This is a genomic window from Stenotrophomonas sp. STEN147 (assembly GCF_056757995.1).
In genome coordinates, this window is the sequence record NZ_JBRRCG010000001.1 from 161,440 (window position 1) to 174,713 (window position 13,274).

Below are 13,274 nucleotides of genomic sequence, written 5' to 3' on the forward strand. Positions count from 1 at the left end.
GACAGGACCACCGTGGACCGCTCGCCCGCAACCGCCAGCTCCCGTGTTTTCTTCCGCAACCCGCGCTGGGGCGTGCTGTCGCGCTCACTGGCCGCGATCTTCGGTGGCTATGCGCTGGCCTCCATGACCGGCGTGTTCTGTGCCGTCGTCCTGCCGGGCGCGCGGGGCCAGACCGTGCTGACCGGCATGCTGCTGGCCATCCTGGTTGCCGCCTGTGCCGCGCTGTGGGCATTCGCCACCCGCAGTGCCCTGCGTGCGTGGATCGGCATCCTCGCCCCTGCCCTGCTGATGGCCGGCATTGCGGGGCTGATGGGAGCCTGGGCATGAAGAACGGATTCCGCCAGTCGATGGCCTGGCTGCACACCTGGACCGGCCTGCTGGTCGGCTGGCTGCTGCTGCTGATCTTCATGGCCGGTACCGCAAGCTACTACCGTGAAGAGATCAGCCGCTGGATGCGCCCGGAACTGCCGGCCAGCACCGTCAGCATCGATGTGGCCGCGCAACGCAGCGTGGACTACCTGCAGGCCCATGCGGGGCAGGCCCAGACCTGGTTCGTGACCCTGCCACAGCCGCGCAACCCGGCCATGCAGCTGTTCTGGCGCCTGCCACCCGAGCTGGCCGATCCAAGCCGTGGCCGACGCGGTGCCTTCGGCGATGCCACGCTCGACCCGAACACCGGCGACGAACTGAACGCCCGCCAGACGCGCGGCGGAGATTTCTTCTACCGCCTGCATTTCGACCTGCACTACATCCCCGTGCTGTGGGCCCGTTACCTGGTCGGCTTCTGCGCCATGTTCATGCTGGTGGCCATCATCACCGGGGTGATCACCCACAAGAAGATCTTCAAGGACTTCTTCACTTTCCGCAAAGACAAGGGCCTGCGCTCCTGGCTGGATTTCCACAATGTCAGCGCGGTGATGGCGCTGCCCTACCACGCGATGATCACCTACACGGGCATCGTCACCCTGATGATCATGTACCTGCCCTGGGGCGTGAAAGTGGCCTACCCGCAGGATGAGGACAAATTCTTCAGCGAAGCCTTCGGTGGCCTGCCTGAAGTAACCGCGCCGGCCGAAGGCCGCGCCGCGCCACTGCCGATCGCCCGCCTGCTGGACGATGCGCGCACCCACTGGCATGGCGCCGAAGTGGCCGGCTTCACGGTATCCAATCCGGGCGCGCGCAACGCGGTGATCGACATCCGCCAGCGTGACGGCAAGCGTCTTTCCATCGACACGCCTTCGCTGCGTTACGACATGGTGGACGGCAGGCTGCTGGAACAGACCCCGGCCTCCGGTGGTGCCACCGCCACCCGTGGCGTGCTGTACGGCCTGCACCTGGCGCGCTTCGCCGACTGGGGGCTGCGTGCGCTGTTCTTCCTGTCCGGCCTGGTCGGCTGCCTGATGGTGGCCAGTGGCGTGGTGCTGTGGGCGGTGAAGGAACGACCGAAGCACGCCAAGAGCGGGCGCACCGGCTTCGGCCTGCGCCTGGTCGATGCGTTGAACATCGGTACCGTGGCCGGCCTGCCGATCGCCTTTGCCGCCTACTTCTGGGGCAATCGGCTGCTGCCGCTGGATCTGGCCGATCGCTCAAATGCCGAAGCCAACGTGTTCTTCTATGCGTGGGGCGGCGCCCTGCTGGCCGCGTTCGTCTGGCCGAAACGGATGATGTGGACGTGGCAGCTGTACCTGGGCGCGGCCGCATTCGCGCTGGTTCCGGTGGTCAACGCGCTGACCACCCACGCCCATCTGGGCATCACCCTGCGCAGCGGCGACTGGGTGCTGGCGGGCTTCGACCTGTCGATGATCGCCTCCGGTGCGATGCTGGCGCTGTGCGGCTGGCGCATGCAGCGCTGGACGCCACCGTTGTCTGCGGCCGAGAAGAAAAAACGTGCCGCGGCAACCGTTGCGCCCAGGGCACCGACCGAAGCCACCGAAGTGGAGGCCAGCGCATGATGCTGCTGGCGCTGGCGCTTTCCTTCTCCGCATTCACCGCATTGTCGCTGGCGATGGAAAGGCACCAGCACGACCTGCACGGCAAGGCTGCCGCCGTTCCGGCACGGCGCACCCAGTGGCGGGTGCTGGGCTGGTTGCTGCTGGCGGTCACCTTCGCCCTGTGCGTTGCCGACCATGGCTGGGCCATGGGCCCGGTGCAGTGGCTCGGCGTGATGACGGTGGGCGGCGTGACGCTGTCGTTCGGGCTGTATCCCTACCGGCCGCGGTGGATCGTGCCGCTGGCGATCACCCTGCCGTTGCTGGGCCTGGTGGTGGCGCTGGCATAGCCGGTAGCGCCGGGCCATGCCCGGCGAACCTTCACCCCAAACGCTTCAACTCCCACGCACGGTGGATGCGTGCGTTGCGCTCGAAGTCCGGACCGATGGTACGCGCAGTGATCTCACGGCACTGGGCGAACTCGGCGATCGCGTTCTCTTCCAGCTTGAAACGGCGGAAGTTGTTGGAGAAGTACAGAACGCCTGCCGGTGCCAGCCGTGCCACCGCTGCACGCAGCAGCCGCAGCTGCTCGCGCTGCACATCGAAATCATCGGCGCGGGCGGAGTTGGAGAACGTCGGCGGATCGCAGAAGATCACATCGTACTGGCCACGGTCGGCTTCCAGCCAGGCCATCGCATCGGCCTGCACCAGAAGATGCTGGTTGCCGCCTTGACCATTCAGGGCCAGGTTGTCGTAGCACCATTGCAGGTAGGTAGCGGACAGGTCGACGCTGGTGGTGCTGGCCGCGCCGGCCACGGCTGCCTGCACGCTGGCCACGCCGGTGTAGCAGAACAGGTTGAGGAAGCGCTTGCCACGCACCTGCTCGGCCATCATCCGGCGCAGCGGGCGATGGTCCAGGAACAGGCCGGTATCTAGATAGTCGAACAGGTTCACCTGCAGCAGCGCATGATTCTCGCGCACCACCACGAACTCGTCGCGCTGCTCGAAACGGCCGTACTTGCTGCCGCCCTTGCCACGCTCGCGTGACTTCATCGATACCTGTTCGGGCGGCACGCCGAATACCTCACGCGCGGCGGCCAGCAGTTCGTTGCGGCGGCGGCGCACGTCGTTCTCGGGAATCGCGGCCGGTGCAGCGTATTCCTGCACGTGCAGGAAGGTGCGGCGCTGGCCACCGTCCTCTTCGTAGACATCGATGGCCGCCGCGTATTCCGGCAGGTCCGCATCGTAGGCGCGGAAGCAGGTGATGTCCTCGCGCGCGCGCCAGCTCTTGAACTTCTTCAGGTTCTTGCGCAGGCGGTTGGCCACCATCTGCGCACCTTCGCTCAGCTCTCGCGGCTGTGCGGGATCACGCCCCGGCACCGCGATCGGGTCGCAGACGATCAGCGCGCATTCCAGCGCGCCATTGAACATCTGGTACTTCTTGGCCGCACGAAGACCCGTGGCGAAGGCCAGCTCGTCGTTGCCGCACAGCAGGCTGGCGCGCCACTGCGGCACCGCCTTCTGCAGCGCGTTGCCCAGGGCGCGGTACAGCGCCGGATCGGCGGCCAGGCGCTCGTCGTAGGGCGGGTTGCAGACCACCGCACCGATCTCCTGCTCCGGCGAGGTCAGCTCGGACACGTCGGCGCGGGTGAAGCGGATGGCGTGGGCCACGCCCGCCACTTCGGCATTCTCGCGTGCCGCTTCGATCGCCGTCGGATCGATGTCGCTGCCGTGGATCACCGGCTTCAGCGCGGCCAGGCCGGTGGCCTCGCGCTCGCGCGCCTCGCTCTGGATCGCCTTCCAGGCCACCTTGTCGAAGCCCAGCCAGCGGCTCGGCGGCAGGCTGCCGTGGCGCATCAGTCCCGGTGCAACATCGGCCGCCATCAGCGCGCCTTCGATCAACAACGTGCCGCTGCCGCACATCGGGTCCAGCAGGCCACCACCGGCGGCATGCAGGCGCGGCCACTGCGCCCGCAGCAGCAACGCGGCCGCCAGGTTCTCCTTCAGCGGTGCTTCGTGCGCGGCACCCCGCCAGCCACGGCGGTGCAGCGGGCCGCCGCCGAGGTCGATCGACAGCGAGGCACGGCCCTTGCGCAGCGACAGGTTGACGCGCACATCCGGCAGATCGGTGTTGACCGACGGCCGCTCCAGGCCTTCATCGCGCATGCGGTCGACGATGGCGTCCTTGATCCGCTGCGCGGCAAAGCGGGCGTGGGTGATCTTGTCGCCGGACACATGCGCATCCACCGCCAGGGTCATCTCCGGCTTGATGTGCTCATGCCACGGCAGCGCACGCACGCCGTCATACAGCGCCTGCTCGTCGGGGCATTCGAACTCGTCGATCGGCCACAGCACGCGGCTGGCCAGGCGTGACCACATCACGATCCGCAGCGCCTGCTCCAGCTCGCCCTCGGCATTGACGCCGGCAATGGTGGCAGTGGCCTTGTCCAGGCCCAGGGCCGACAGTTCATCGGCAAGCAGGTATTCCAGGCCCTTGGCGCAGGAGACGAAGAATTTCACGGGATCGGTTCGCAGGTGGTCGGGCGCGGCAGGGGTGCCGTGCCAGTCGAAAAGGAGGGCCGCAGGAACGGCCGGCAGGCCCGCGCCGGGGGCGGCGGGGCTGCCATTGTAGTCAATGCGGGCCGGCGCGCCGTGCGCCCCGGCTTCACAGTTGGCGCAGCAGGCGCTCGAAGGCGTGTGCGGATGCCTCCACGTGCCGCTCGAGGCGGTGCCCATCGTCCACCAGCAGCAGCTGTGCCGAGCGCGCCTGCGCCCAGGCGATCACCCCGGCGGCGGGCACGACATCATCGTGCCAGGCCTGGACCACGGTGGTGGGGACCGCTGCGGCGTCCAGCGCCGGCATGGGCCCCATGGTGGTCGGCGGGACCATCAGGAACAGGCCCGCCACCGGCACCTGCAACGAGGCGATCGCAGAGATGTAGGCGCCCAGGCTGGAACCGGCCAGTACCAGCGGTCCTTGTGCCGCCGCATGTGCAGCGCGTTCCAGCAGGCGCTGCAGACGCCCCGGCACGTCACCGACGCGGCTCACTTCGCTCATCGCGTCCAGATCGGTGTAGTCCGGCCGCTCATGGGTCCAGCCCAGGCGCTGGGCGACCTCGGCCAGTGCCGTGACCTTGGTGGCCTCCGGCCCGCTCTCGAAGCCATGGGAGAGGATGCAGTGACCGCGGCTCATGCGCACGCTCCGCAGGCGCGCGCCGACAACGAAAGAGAATGCAGGTTCATTGCGCAATGCTAGCATCGCCGCATGCCCAACCCGCTCCTGCCCGGCCTGCTGCTGCAGCCCCTGCCCTATCACGACCTTCTGCCGCTGCGCGCGCCGGACACGCTGGAGATGGTGGTGATCCACTGCACCGAGCTGCCCGACCTGGCCACGGCCCGTGCCTATGGCGAGCGGGTGCTGTACGACAGCGGGGCCGGCAACAGCGGCCATTTCTACATCGACCGCGACGGCAGCGTCGTGCAGTACGTGGCCCCTGAGCGCGTGGCCCACCACGTCCGCGGCATGAACGCACGGACGCTGGGCATCGAGCTGGTCAACAGCGGGCGCTACCCCGACTGGTTCGACAGCCGTCACCAGGCGATGGACGAGCCGTACACCGAGCCGCAGCTGCAGGCCCTGGAACAGCTGCTGCTGGCCCTGGTGGCGCGCTACCCGTCACTGCAGCGGATCGCCGGCCATGACCAGCTGGACCGGGAACAGGTGCCGGCCAGTGACGATCCGACGTTGAGCGTGGCCCGCAAGCGCGATCCGGGGCCGTTGTTCCCATGGGCACGGGTGCTGGCGAAGGTGCCCCTGCAATCGATCGGGTAACCGGCAGGACTGCCGCCTGAAGGGGGCAGATCCGTTCTGCGCAGGACAACGGATCTGACCCCGGTTCTGTCTCAGGTACCGCTGGCGACCGGTCGGCTGCTGTCGCTCACCCAGCCGCTCCAGGAATCGGCATAGATGCGTGCCCCGGACAGGCCCGCCGCTTCCATCGCCAGCAGCAGATGGCACGCCGTCACGCCGGAACCGCACATCAGTACGACCTGCTCCGGATCGCGATTGCCGATGATGCCCTGCAGCTCGGCACGCAACTCCTGCGAATCACGCATGCGGCCATCGAGCACATTGGATGCGAACGGGCGGTTGACCGCGCCGGGCACGTGGCCGGCCACCGGATCCAGCGGTTCGACCTCGCCGCGGAAGCGCTCTCCCGCGCGGGCGTCCAGCAACCAGCCCGGCGCATGCTTGAGCCGTGCAGTGATCTCGTCGGCATTGGCGATCTGCGTGGTGTCAAAGCGCCCCGGATAGGCCGGCCGGGCCGGAACCTCGCCCGCACCGGTCGCCAGCGGCAGCCCCGCTGCCTGCCAGGCGGCAATGCCTCCATCGAGCACCGCCACCCGCGCGTGGCCCATCAGGCGCAGCAGCCACCACAGGCGCGCGGCGGCCATGCTGCCATCGCTGCCGTCGTAGACCACGACCTGGGTCTCCGGGGCGATACCCCAGCGACCCAGCCGTGCGGCGAACGCGTCGCTGTCCGGCAGCGGGTGGCGACCGTGGCCGGCACGGGTGAGGTCGGACAGATCACGGTTGAGGTCGGCGTACACCGCACCGGGGACATGACCGGCCAGGTACTGGCCCTCGCCCGCCTGCGGATCGCCCAGCGACGCGCGCGCATCGACCACACGCACGGCGGTGCTCGCCGTTGCACGGGCGTCGACCACGCGCACGTCCTCGCCCAGTGCAGCGGCGAGGGTGGCGACATCGACCAGGGTGGTCCACGGCGGATCGATCGGCTTCATTGCACTTGCTCCAGGCGGCGACGCAGGTTGTAGAGAATGGCCGCCGTCGCCCCCCAGATCCGCTGGCCAGGCCAGCCGTACTCGAGCACATGACGGATGCGGCCACGATGGTTGATTTCGACCTGGCGCAGGTTGTCGGCCGCCATCAGGTAATCCAGTGGCACCTCGAACACCTCGGCCACTTCACTGGGCTGCGGCACGGGCACGAAATCCGGATCGACCACCGCCACCACCGGGGTGACACGGTAACCGGTGATGGTCACGAACGGATCGAGGTAGCCCAGCGGCTGCACCTGCGCAGGCGCCAGCGCGATTTCTTCCTGGCTTTCGCGCAGCGCTGCGGCCAGCGCATCGCGATCATCCGGCTCGGTACGGCCGCCGGGAAAGCCGACCTGGCCGCCGTGCTGTCGCAGGGTTTCAGTGCGACGGGTCAGGATCACCTGCGCACCGCTGGCACGCGGCACGATGCCGGCCAACACCGCCGCTTCCACCGGCGGACCCGGCGGCAGCAGGTCGATCAGTTCACTGCGGTTCCAACCGTCACCGGCGGGCGGGGCGGCCAGCGGATGCAATGCGCGCAACAGGCGATCATGGTCGGCCAGCGAGCCGTGCAGCGATTGCTGCAGCTGCTCGCGCAGCGGCAGCACGCGATGCAGGATGTGGCTGCGTTCGCTGTCGCTCATCGACGACCACCGTGTGATCTCGTCGATGTGCCGCCGGCAACCGCGGCACAGCCGGTTGCCATCCAGCTTGCACGTTCCGATGCAGGGGCTTGCGACAACACGCGCCGGGTCTTCCGTAGTTTGCACGTTGCAACAGTAGCGCGATTGCGCTGAATTTGCGCGGGCTGAAGATGCGGCATGCGGTCCTTCACCGCGCGCCTTCGCCGAGCATGGCCCGATGCTGCCGGCCGCGCGCGGCGCAAACAAAAACGCGCCGGTGGGATCACCGGCGCGTTGATGTTGATGCGGAGGCTTACTTGACGCTGACCAGCTTGATCTCGAACTGCACGGCCACGTTCGGCGGGAACGGGGTGCGCGGGTCGGCACCGTACGCCTGGTCCGGCGGCAGGGTGACTTCCCACTTCGAACCCGCCGGCATCTGCAGCAGGGTCTCACGCATGGCCTTCATTTCGACTTCGCTGACCTTGATCGACGGAATCTGCTGGGCCGGGCGGGCCTCGGTCGGGCGCTGGCCGTACGGGAACGGACCGGCAACTTCCAGCTGCACGGTGCTGGCCTGGGTCGGCTTGGCACCCTTGCCGGCTTCGATCACGCGGTACTGGACGCCGCTCGGCAGGGACTGCACGCCGGCCTTGGCCTTGTTCGCCGCGATGAACTGATCGCTCTTGGTCTTGTTTTCGGCAGCGGCCTTTTCGTACTCGGCCTTGGCGGCCTGGGCACGACCCTGCTCGCGCTTCTGGAACGCTTCAACGGCCGGCTTCAGCTGCTCGGCGGTGATCGCCGGCTGCTTCTTGGCGTAGGCGTCCTGCAGACCCTTCACCACCGAGTTGATGTCCAGCTGCTCACCACGACCGGTCAGCTCCGCCAGGTTGTTGCCGTAGTCGTAACCGAAGTAGTAGCTCAGCTTGCCCTTTTCGGACGAGACGTCCTGGGCGAAGGCATTGCCCGTCAGGGCCAGGGCCGCGACGGCGACCGCGATAGAACGCAACTTCATCAAACAGTTCTCCAGGGGTGGTAACTCAGGGACGTTCTGCGCCGCCCTGAGGCGACGGGTTAGGATAACGGCCACAACGTGTAACCGCTACTCACCACGCAGGCTATGACCTGTCTGCGCGGGCAGAGTTCAAAATCACTCTTTTTTAACGTTCCAGGAGTTTCACCGTGGCCGATGACCTGATCGCTGTCACCGACGATGGCGCCATCCGCACCGTGACCGTCCAGCGCCCGGACAAGCTCAATGCCCTCAATGCCGCGACCCTGCAGGGTCTGGCCGATGCGTTCAGGGACGCCGCGGCCGACCCCGAGGTGCGTGTGGTGGTGCTGACCGGTGCCGGCCAGAAGGCCTTCGTCGCCGGCGCCGACATCGCCGAGATGAACACACTCAGTGCGGTTCAGGGACGTGATTTCTCCCTGCTCGGCCAAGGACTGATGCGTCAGATCGAACGCATGCCCAAGCCGGTCATCGCCCGCGTCAACGGTTTTGCCCTGGGCGGCGGCCTGGAACTGGCGCTGGCCTGCCATCTGCGCGTTGCCGCTGACTCGGCCAAGCTCGGCCAGCCGGAGATCAATCTCGGCCTGATCCCCGGCTTCGGCGGCAGCCAGCGCCTGCTGCGCCTCTGCGGCCGGGCCGCCACCCTGGAACTGTGCCTGCTGGGTGCGCCCATCGATGCCGCCCGTGCGCTCGCGCTGGGCATCGTCAACGAGGTGGTGCCGGCGGCCGATCTGGACACCCGCGTGCAGGACATCGCCCGCCAGCTGGCACGCTCGGCGCCCCTGGCGCTGCGCGCCCTGCTTGATGCGGTCCACATCGGCGGCGAGTGCAGCCTGGAAGCGGGACTGGAGTACGAAAGCGCGCAGTTCGGCCTGCTGTTCGCCACCGAGGACATGCGCGAAGGCACCGGTGCCTTCCTGCAACGCCGTCCCCCCGCCTTCCAGAACCGTTGACCCCATGGCATCCCGACCCAACCCCGCGCTGCTGTTCGCCCGGGTCCAGGCAGACGATCTTGATGGTGCCCTGCAGGCTGGCCTGATGGACTATGTCGCCAACGAAGGCGACACACACGAGGTTCCCGGGCACCCGGAACTGCCGGAGGTGCTCAGCCAGGCGCGGCAGCAGCTGCAGCGCGCGTGGGCCGCACGTGACCGTTACCGCGCCCGCGCGGTGCGCCTGGCCCGCCGCGACGCCGAACGCGATGCGCGTCGCACGCCGCGCCCGGCGCCGGACGTGAAACCTGCGCTGCCGGCCGCCGCTGCCGCCATCCTCGCCCGTGCCAAGGCACGCGCCACCGGCAAGGAGCGCTGATGGCCACCGCGAAGAAGGCCGCCCGCGCGCCGGCGCGGCGTGGCAGCAGCATGCCGCGCGCCGACGTGGTGGAAATGTTCACGCGCCTGCGCGAACTCAACCCGCATCCAAAGACCGAGCTGGAATACAGCTCGCCGTTCGAACTGCTGGTGGCGGTGGCCTTGTCGGCGCAGGCCACCGATGTCGGCGTCAACAAAGCCACGCGCCGCCTGTTCCCCGTTGCCAACACGCCCGCGCAGATCCTGGCGCTGGGCGAGGACGGGCTGAAGAAATACATCGCCACCATCGGCCTGTTCAACGCCAAGGCGAAAAACGTGATCGCCACCTGCGCGATCCTGCTGGAGAAACATGGCGGTGAAGTGCCACGCGATCGCGAGGCACTGGAAGCCTTGCCGGGTGTCGGCCGCAAGACCGCCAACGTCGTGCTCAACACGGCCTTCGGCGAACCCGTGATGGCGGTGGATACGCACATCTTCCGCGTTGCGAACCGCACGGGACTGGCGCCGGGAAAGAACGTGCGCGAAGTGGAAGACAGGCTGGTCAAGGCGATTCCTGATGAATTCCTGCTTGACGCACATCACTGGTTGATTCTGCACGGACGCTACGTCTGCAAGGCACGCAAGCCGGACTGCCCGGGATGCGTGATCGCCGATCTGTGCCGCTTCAAGGACAAGACACCGGCCCCCTGAAGCATCCCCGCAGCGCCTGCGGATAAATGCCATCACAGCGCAATCCCCACGTCATATCGGCCCGGCATCAATGCCGGGCCCAGTCGTGGCAAGGGTCGCGGCGGACGGACTGCGCGCGGAAACTGTCACATTTACGCAATCTTTACCTTCTAGCCTGCGCGCATCTTCCCACCTGCCTGCAAGGCTCCTCTCCATGAAACTGCATCACCAACTCCTGACGGTGGCCGTGGCCGCTGCGCTCTATGTGCCGGCTGCCCACGCTGAAGTCGCCATCGACGTGATCGGCGGTTCGGAAATCACCTTCGAAGGCCTGGTCCAGGCCGACGGCAACTGGTTCCACAACGACGTCGTGGACCTCAATGGTGGCGATGCCGGCAACGGCAAGGACAGCGAGTTCGAGCTGCGCCGCGCCGAGCTGGTGCTCAAGGGCAAGGGCCCGGGCAACGTGGAGTGGGTGCTCGGCTACGACGCCAAGGCGGACAAGTTCCTCGACACCAACGTGAAGTACAAGCTGCTGGGCAATGCCAACCATTTCATCCAGGTCGGCCAGTTCAAGCAGCCCAACAGCCTGGAAGAGCTGTCCAGCACCAAGAACAACGACTTCATCTCCAAGGCCGCGGTCACCAATACCTACGCGATCGCCCGCCGCCTGGGTGGCGCCTACAGCTACGGCCAGGACAACTGGTCGGTCACCGCCAGCGCCTTCGGCCGCGAGCTGACCCGCAACCTGGCCCATGGCAGCGGCTATGGCGCGCGTGGCACCTGGGCTCCGATCAACGAGAAGGGCCAGGTCCTGCACTTCGGCCTGAGCTACGTGGACTACGACGCCGACGCTGACACCCTGCGCGTGCGTGCGCGTCCGAACGCCGACCTGGCCACCGCCCGCCTGATCGACAGCGGCAACCTGACCGACACCGACCGAATCAGCACCGTCGGCGCCGAAGCCATGTACTTCCAGGGCCCGTTCAAGGCCCAGGCCGAGTACTACACCAGCAAGGCCAAGCGCTACGACCACGACAACTACACCAGCGACGGCTACTACATCAGCGGCCTGTGGAATGTCACCGGCGAGACCTGGAGCTACAAGGGCGGCACGCCTGGCACCGGCCTGCCGAACAACCCGGCCAGCGGCCAGTGGCAGCTGGGCGTGCGCTACGACCACATGGACCTCAACGACGGCAACCTGGCCGCGAACCCGGTCGCCGGTCGCCCGCCGATCGTCGATGGCGTGCTCGGCGGCAAGATGGATGTGTGGACCGTCGGCGCCAACTGGTACTGGCGCTCGAACTTCAAGCTGATGCTGAACTACGTGAAGGTCGACAGCAAGAAGTACAGCTCCAGCGCCCGCGGCTTCGTCAACGACGATCCGAACATCCTGGAAGCCCGCGCGCAGTTCTTCTGGTAAGACCCCGCGTCATCGCATCACGCACCGGCAAGGGCACGACTGCGGTCGTGCCCTTGCCACGTGCGGTAGCGCCTGTACCGCTGCGCGATCCCCTCATCCGATGTCACACCGGCGTCATATGACAGACCTTTCCGTGTCACGGAATCGTTATGGAATGTGCACCGATACGTTGGGCAACCGCCCTTCGACCACCCCAGGAGTCTCTCCCGTGATCCACGCCTTCAAGTCGCGCGCCGCTGTCGCCATCCTGGCCGCGTCGTCCGTGTTCGCCGCCAATGCTGCCGATGTCACCGGCGCGGGCGCCTCCTTCATCTACCCGGTGATGTCCAAGTGGTCGGCGGACTACAGCACCGCCACCGGCAAGAAGGTCAACTACCAGTCGATCGGTTCCGGCGGCGGTATTGCCCAGATCAAGGCAGCGACCGTCGATTTTGGTTCCTCCGACGCGCCGCTGAAGCCGGAAGAACTGGCTGCCGCCGGCCTGGCCCAGTTCCCGTCGGTGATCGGCGGCGTGGTGCCGGTGATCAACGTCGCCGGCGTCGCGCCGGGCGCGCTGAAGCTCGATGGCCCGACCCTGGCCAACATCTTCCTGGGCAAGATCACCACCTGGAACGATCCGGCCATCGCTGCACTGAACCCGGGCCTGACCCTGCCCAGCGGCAAGATCACCATCGTGCACCGCTCCGACGGTTCGGGCACCACCTTCAACTTCGTCAACTACCTGTCCAAGGTCAGCCCGGAGTGGAAGAGCAAGGTCGGTGAAGGCACCTCGGTGCAGTGGCCGGCGGGCATCGGTGGCAAGGGCAACGAAGGCGTGGCCGCCTACGTCAAGCAGATCAAGGGTGGCATCGGCTACGTCGAGCTGTCCTATGCGCTGCAGAACAAGATGTCGTACGCGGCAATGAAGAACGCCGCGGGCAAGATCGTGCAGCCGTCGGACGCCTCGTTCTCGGCCGCCGCCGCCAGCGCCGACTGGGCCAATGCCCGTGACTTCTACCTGGTGATGACCAATGCCCCGGGTGCCGATGCGTGGCCGATCACCGCCACCAACTTCATCCTGGTCCGCAAGCAGCCGAAGAACGTCGCCGGTGCCAAGGCCACGCAGGAGTTCTTCCGCTGGATCTACAGGAACGGCGACCAGCAGGCCAAGCAGCTTGATTACGTGCCGCTGCCGGACACCCTGGTCCGCCAGATCGAGACCTACTGGACCCAGAACCTGAAGTACTGAGCAAGACCTCCCCCGCAGGAGCGGGGCCGGCGGGTCCTCTCTCCCCCGCCGGCCCCACCGGGCGCGAGATCCTCGGGATCTCGCGCTCTTCTCGTTTGCGGGGTCCGGCCTGCCGTCGCAGCGGGGCGCGGGGCGCGATCCTGCACCGGCCCGGCAACCCTGCCGGTGCGCAGATCGGGCGGCCGCGGCGGTCTCCGGGGGTGTCCGCAGTGGGCGACGACCCTGTGAAACCC

At 67.4% G+C, this 13,274-nt stretch carries 14 protein-coding genes; 9 read left to right on the forward strand and 5 right to left on the reverse strand.

The annotated features are described in order from the left end of the window. The first annotated feature begins 12 nt into the window (after positions 1–12). From ACVOKU_RS00800 to ACVOKU_RS00810, 3 genes are read left to right on the forward strand one after another with little or no spacing between them, the layout of a single operon-like run. Positions 13–327 carry a DUF3649 domain-containing protein gene (locus tag ACVOKU_RS00800; RefSeq protein WP_481558791.1) on the forward strand — a complete coding sequence of 105 codons (315 nt, stop codon included), beginning with the start codon at positions 13–15 and terminating at the stop codon, positions 325–327. Then, the gene (locus ACVOKU_RS00805) at positions 324–1,952 is read left to right on the forward strand and encodes a PepSY-associated TM helix domain-containing protein (RefSeq protein ID WP_481558792.1); all 1,629 of its coding nucleotides are present in this window, start codon (positions 324–326) and stop codon (positions 1,950–1,952) included. Before ACVOKU_RS00800 ends, ACVOKU_RS00805 begins: the two co-directional genes overlap by 4 nt. Next, positions 1,949–2,278 (forward strand): DUF3325 domain-containing protein, encoded by a 330-nt coding sequence (locus ACVOKU_RS00810; RefSeq protein WP_481558793.1) that lies wholly within the window; start codon positions 1,949–1,951, stop codon positions 2,276–2,278. The genes ACVOKU_RS00805 and ACVOKU_RS00810 overlap by 4 nt, the downstream gene beginning before the upstream one ends. A 31-nt stretch (positions 2,279–2,309) precedes the next feature. Here the strand turns inward: ACVOKU_RS00810 and rlmKL are convergent, their stop codons facing one another. Continuing rightward, the gene (gene rlmKL, locus ACVOKU_RS00815; RefSeq protein WP_065181385.1) at positions 2,310–4,448 is read right to left on the reverse strand and encodes a bifunctional 23S rRNA (guanine(2069)-N(7))-methyltransferase RlmK/23S rRNA (guanine(2445)-N(2))-methyltransferase RlmL; all 2,139 of its coding nucleotides are present in this window, start codon (positions 4,446–4,448) and stop codon (positions 2,310–2,312) included. Positions 4,449–4,593: 145 nt separating this feature from the next. Then, entirely contained in the window at positions 4,594–5,121 is a 528-nt protein-coding gene (locus tag ACVOKU_RS00820; RefSeq protein WP_053518227.1) for an alpha/beta hydrolase, read from the reverse strand. A gap of 72 nt (positions 5,122–5,193) precedes the next feature. On the opposite strand from ACVOKU_RS00820, the gene ACVOKU_RS00825 reads away from it, so the two are divergent. Further along, a complete protein-coding gene (locus ACVOKU_RS00825) occupies positions 5,194–5,760 on the forward strand; it encodes an N-acetylmuramoyl-L-alanine amidase (protein WP_262101152.1) in 567 nt (188 codons plus the stop codon). A 71-nt stretch (positions 5,761–5,831) separates the two neighbouring features. On the opposite strand, the gene ACVOKU_RS00830 is transcribed toward ACVOKU_RS00825, so the two are convergent. The 3 genes from ACVOKU_RS00830 to ACVOKU_RS00840 all read right to left on the reverse strand — a co-directional run bounded on the left by ACVOKU_RS00830 (position 5,832) and on the right by ACVOKU_RS00840 (position 8,411). Then, a complete protein-coding gene (locus ACVOKU_RS00830; RefSeq protein ID WP_481558794.1) occupies positions 5,832–6,734 on the reverse strand; it encodes a sulfurtransferase in 903 nt (300 codons plus the stop codon). Beyond that, positions 6,731–7,543, reverse strand: coding sequence for a CoA pyrophosphatase (locus ACVOKU_RS00835; RefSeq protein WP_065181204.1), 813 nt, complete (start codon positions 7,541–7,543; stop codon positions 6,731–6,733). The genes ACVOKU_RS00830 and ACVOKU_RS00835 overlap by 4 nt, the downstream gene beginning before the upstream one ends. Positions 7,544–7,709: 166 nt before the next feature. Continuing rightward, a complete protein-coding gene (locus ACVOKU_RS00840) occupies positions 7,710–8,411 on the reverse strand; it encodes an FKBP-type peptidyl-prolyl cis-trans isomerase N-terminal domain-containing protein (RefSeq protein ID WP_005408797.1) in 702 nt (233 codons plus the stop codon). Between the two features lie 167 nt (positions 8,412–8,578). Between ACVOKU_RS00840 and ACVOKU_RS00845 the strand changes: the two genes are divergently transcribed. From ACVOKU_RS00845 to pstS, 5 genes are all read left to right on the forward strand, one after another. Further along, a complete protein-coding gene (locus tag ACVOKU_RS00845) occupies positions 8,579–9,361 on the forward strand; it encodes an enoyl-CoA hydratase/isomerase family protein (protein ID WP_312553710.1) in 783 nt (260 codons plus the stop codon). A 4-nt stretch (positions 9,362–9,365) separates the two neighbouring features. Continuing rightward, positions 9,366–9,719 (forward strand): hypothetical protein, encoded by a 354-nt coding sequence (locus ACVOKU_RS00850; protein WP_053518210.1) that lies wholly within the window; start codon positions 9,366–9,368, stop codon positions 9,717–9,719. Further along, on the forward strand, positions 9,719–10,408 hold the full coding sequence (gene nth / locus ACVOKU_RS00855; protein WP_065174724.1) for an endonuclease III: 690 nt from the start codon (positions 9,719–9,721) through the stop codon (positions 10,406–10,408). The genes ACVOKU_RS00850 and nth overlap by 1 nt, the downstream gene beginning before the upstream one ends. A 193-nt stretch (positions 10,409–10,601) precedes the next feature. Further along, positions 10,602–11,813, forward strand: a complete 1,212-nt coding sequence (locus tag ACVOKU_RS00860; protein WP_065174723.1) for an OprO/OprP family phosphate-selective porin — start codon at positions 10,602–10,604, stop codon at positions 11,811–11,813. 208 nt (positions 11,814–12,021) lie between these two features. Continuing rightward, complete coding sequence (gene pstS, locus ACVOKU_RS00865; protein ID WP_053518207.1) at positions 12,022–13,041, forward strand: phosphate ABC transporter substrate-binding protein PstS; 1,020 nt, start codon at positions 12,022–12,024, stop codon at positions 13,039–13,041. Positions 13,042–13,274: the final 233 nt, after the last annotated feature.

Excerpts from the sequence above, each read along its gene's own strand:
- ACVOKU_RS00850 (WP_053518210.1), top strand. The coding sequence starts at position 9,366 with ATGGCATCCCGACCCAACCCCGCGCTGCTGTTCGCCCGGGTCCAGGCA.
- ACVOKU_RS00805 (WP_481558792.1), top strand. The coding sequence starts at position 324 with ATGAAGAACGGATTCCGCCAGTCGATGGCCTGGCTGCACACCTGGACC.
- ACVOKU_RS00825 (WP_262101152.1), top strand. The coding sequence starts at position 5,194 with ATGCCCAACCCGCTCCTGCCCGGCCTGCTGCTGCAGCCCCTGCCCTAT.
- ACVOKU_RS00840 (WP_005408797.1), bottom strand. The coding sequence starts at position 8,411 with ATGAAGTTGCGTTCTATCGCGGTCGCCGTCGCGGCCCTGGCCCTGACG.
- ACVOKU_RS00830 (WP_481558794.1), bottom strand. The coding sequence starts at position 6,734 with ATGAAGCCGATCGATCCGCCGTGGACCACCCTGGTCGATGTCGCCACC.
- nth (WP_065174724.1), top strand. The coding sequence starts at position 9,719 with ATGGCCACCGCGAAGAAGGCCGCCCGCGCGCCGGCGCGGCGTGGCAGC.
- ACVOKU_RS00860 (WP_065174723.1), top strand. The coding sequence starts at position 10,602 with ATGAAACTGCATCACCAACTCCTGACGGTGGCCGTGGCCGCTGCGCTC.
- ACVOKU_RS00820 (WP_053518227.1), bottom strand. The coding sequence starts at position 5,121 with ATGAGCCGCGGTCACTGCATCCTCTCCCATGGCTTCGAGAGCGGGCCG.
- ACVOKU_RS00810 (WP_481558793.1), top strand. The coding sequence starts at position 1,949 with ATGATGCTGCTGGCGCTGGCGCTTTCCTTCTCCGCATTCACCGCATTG.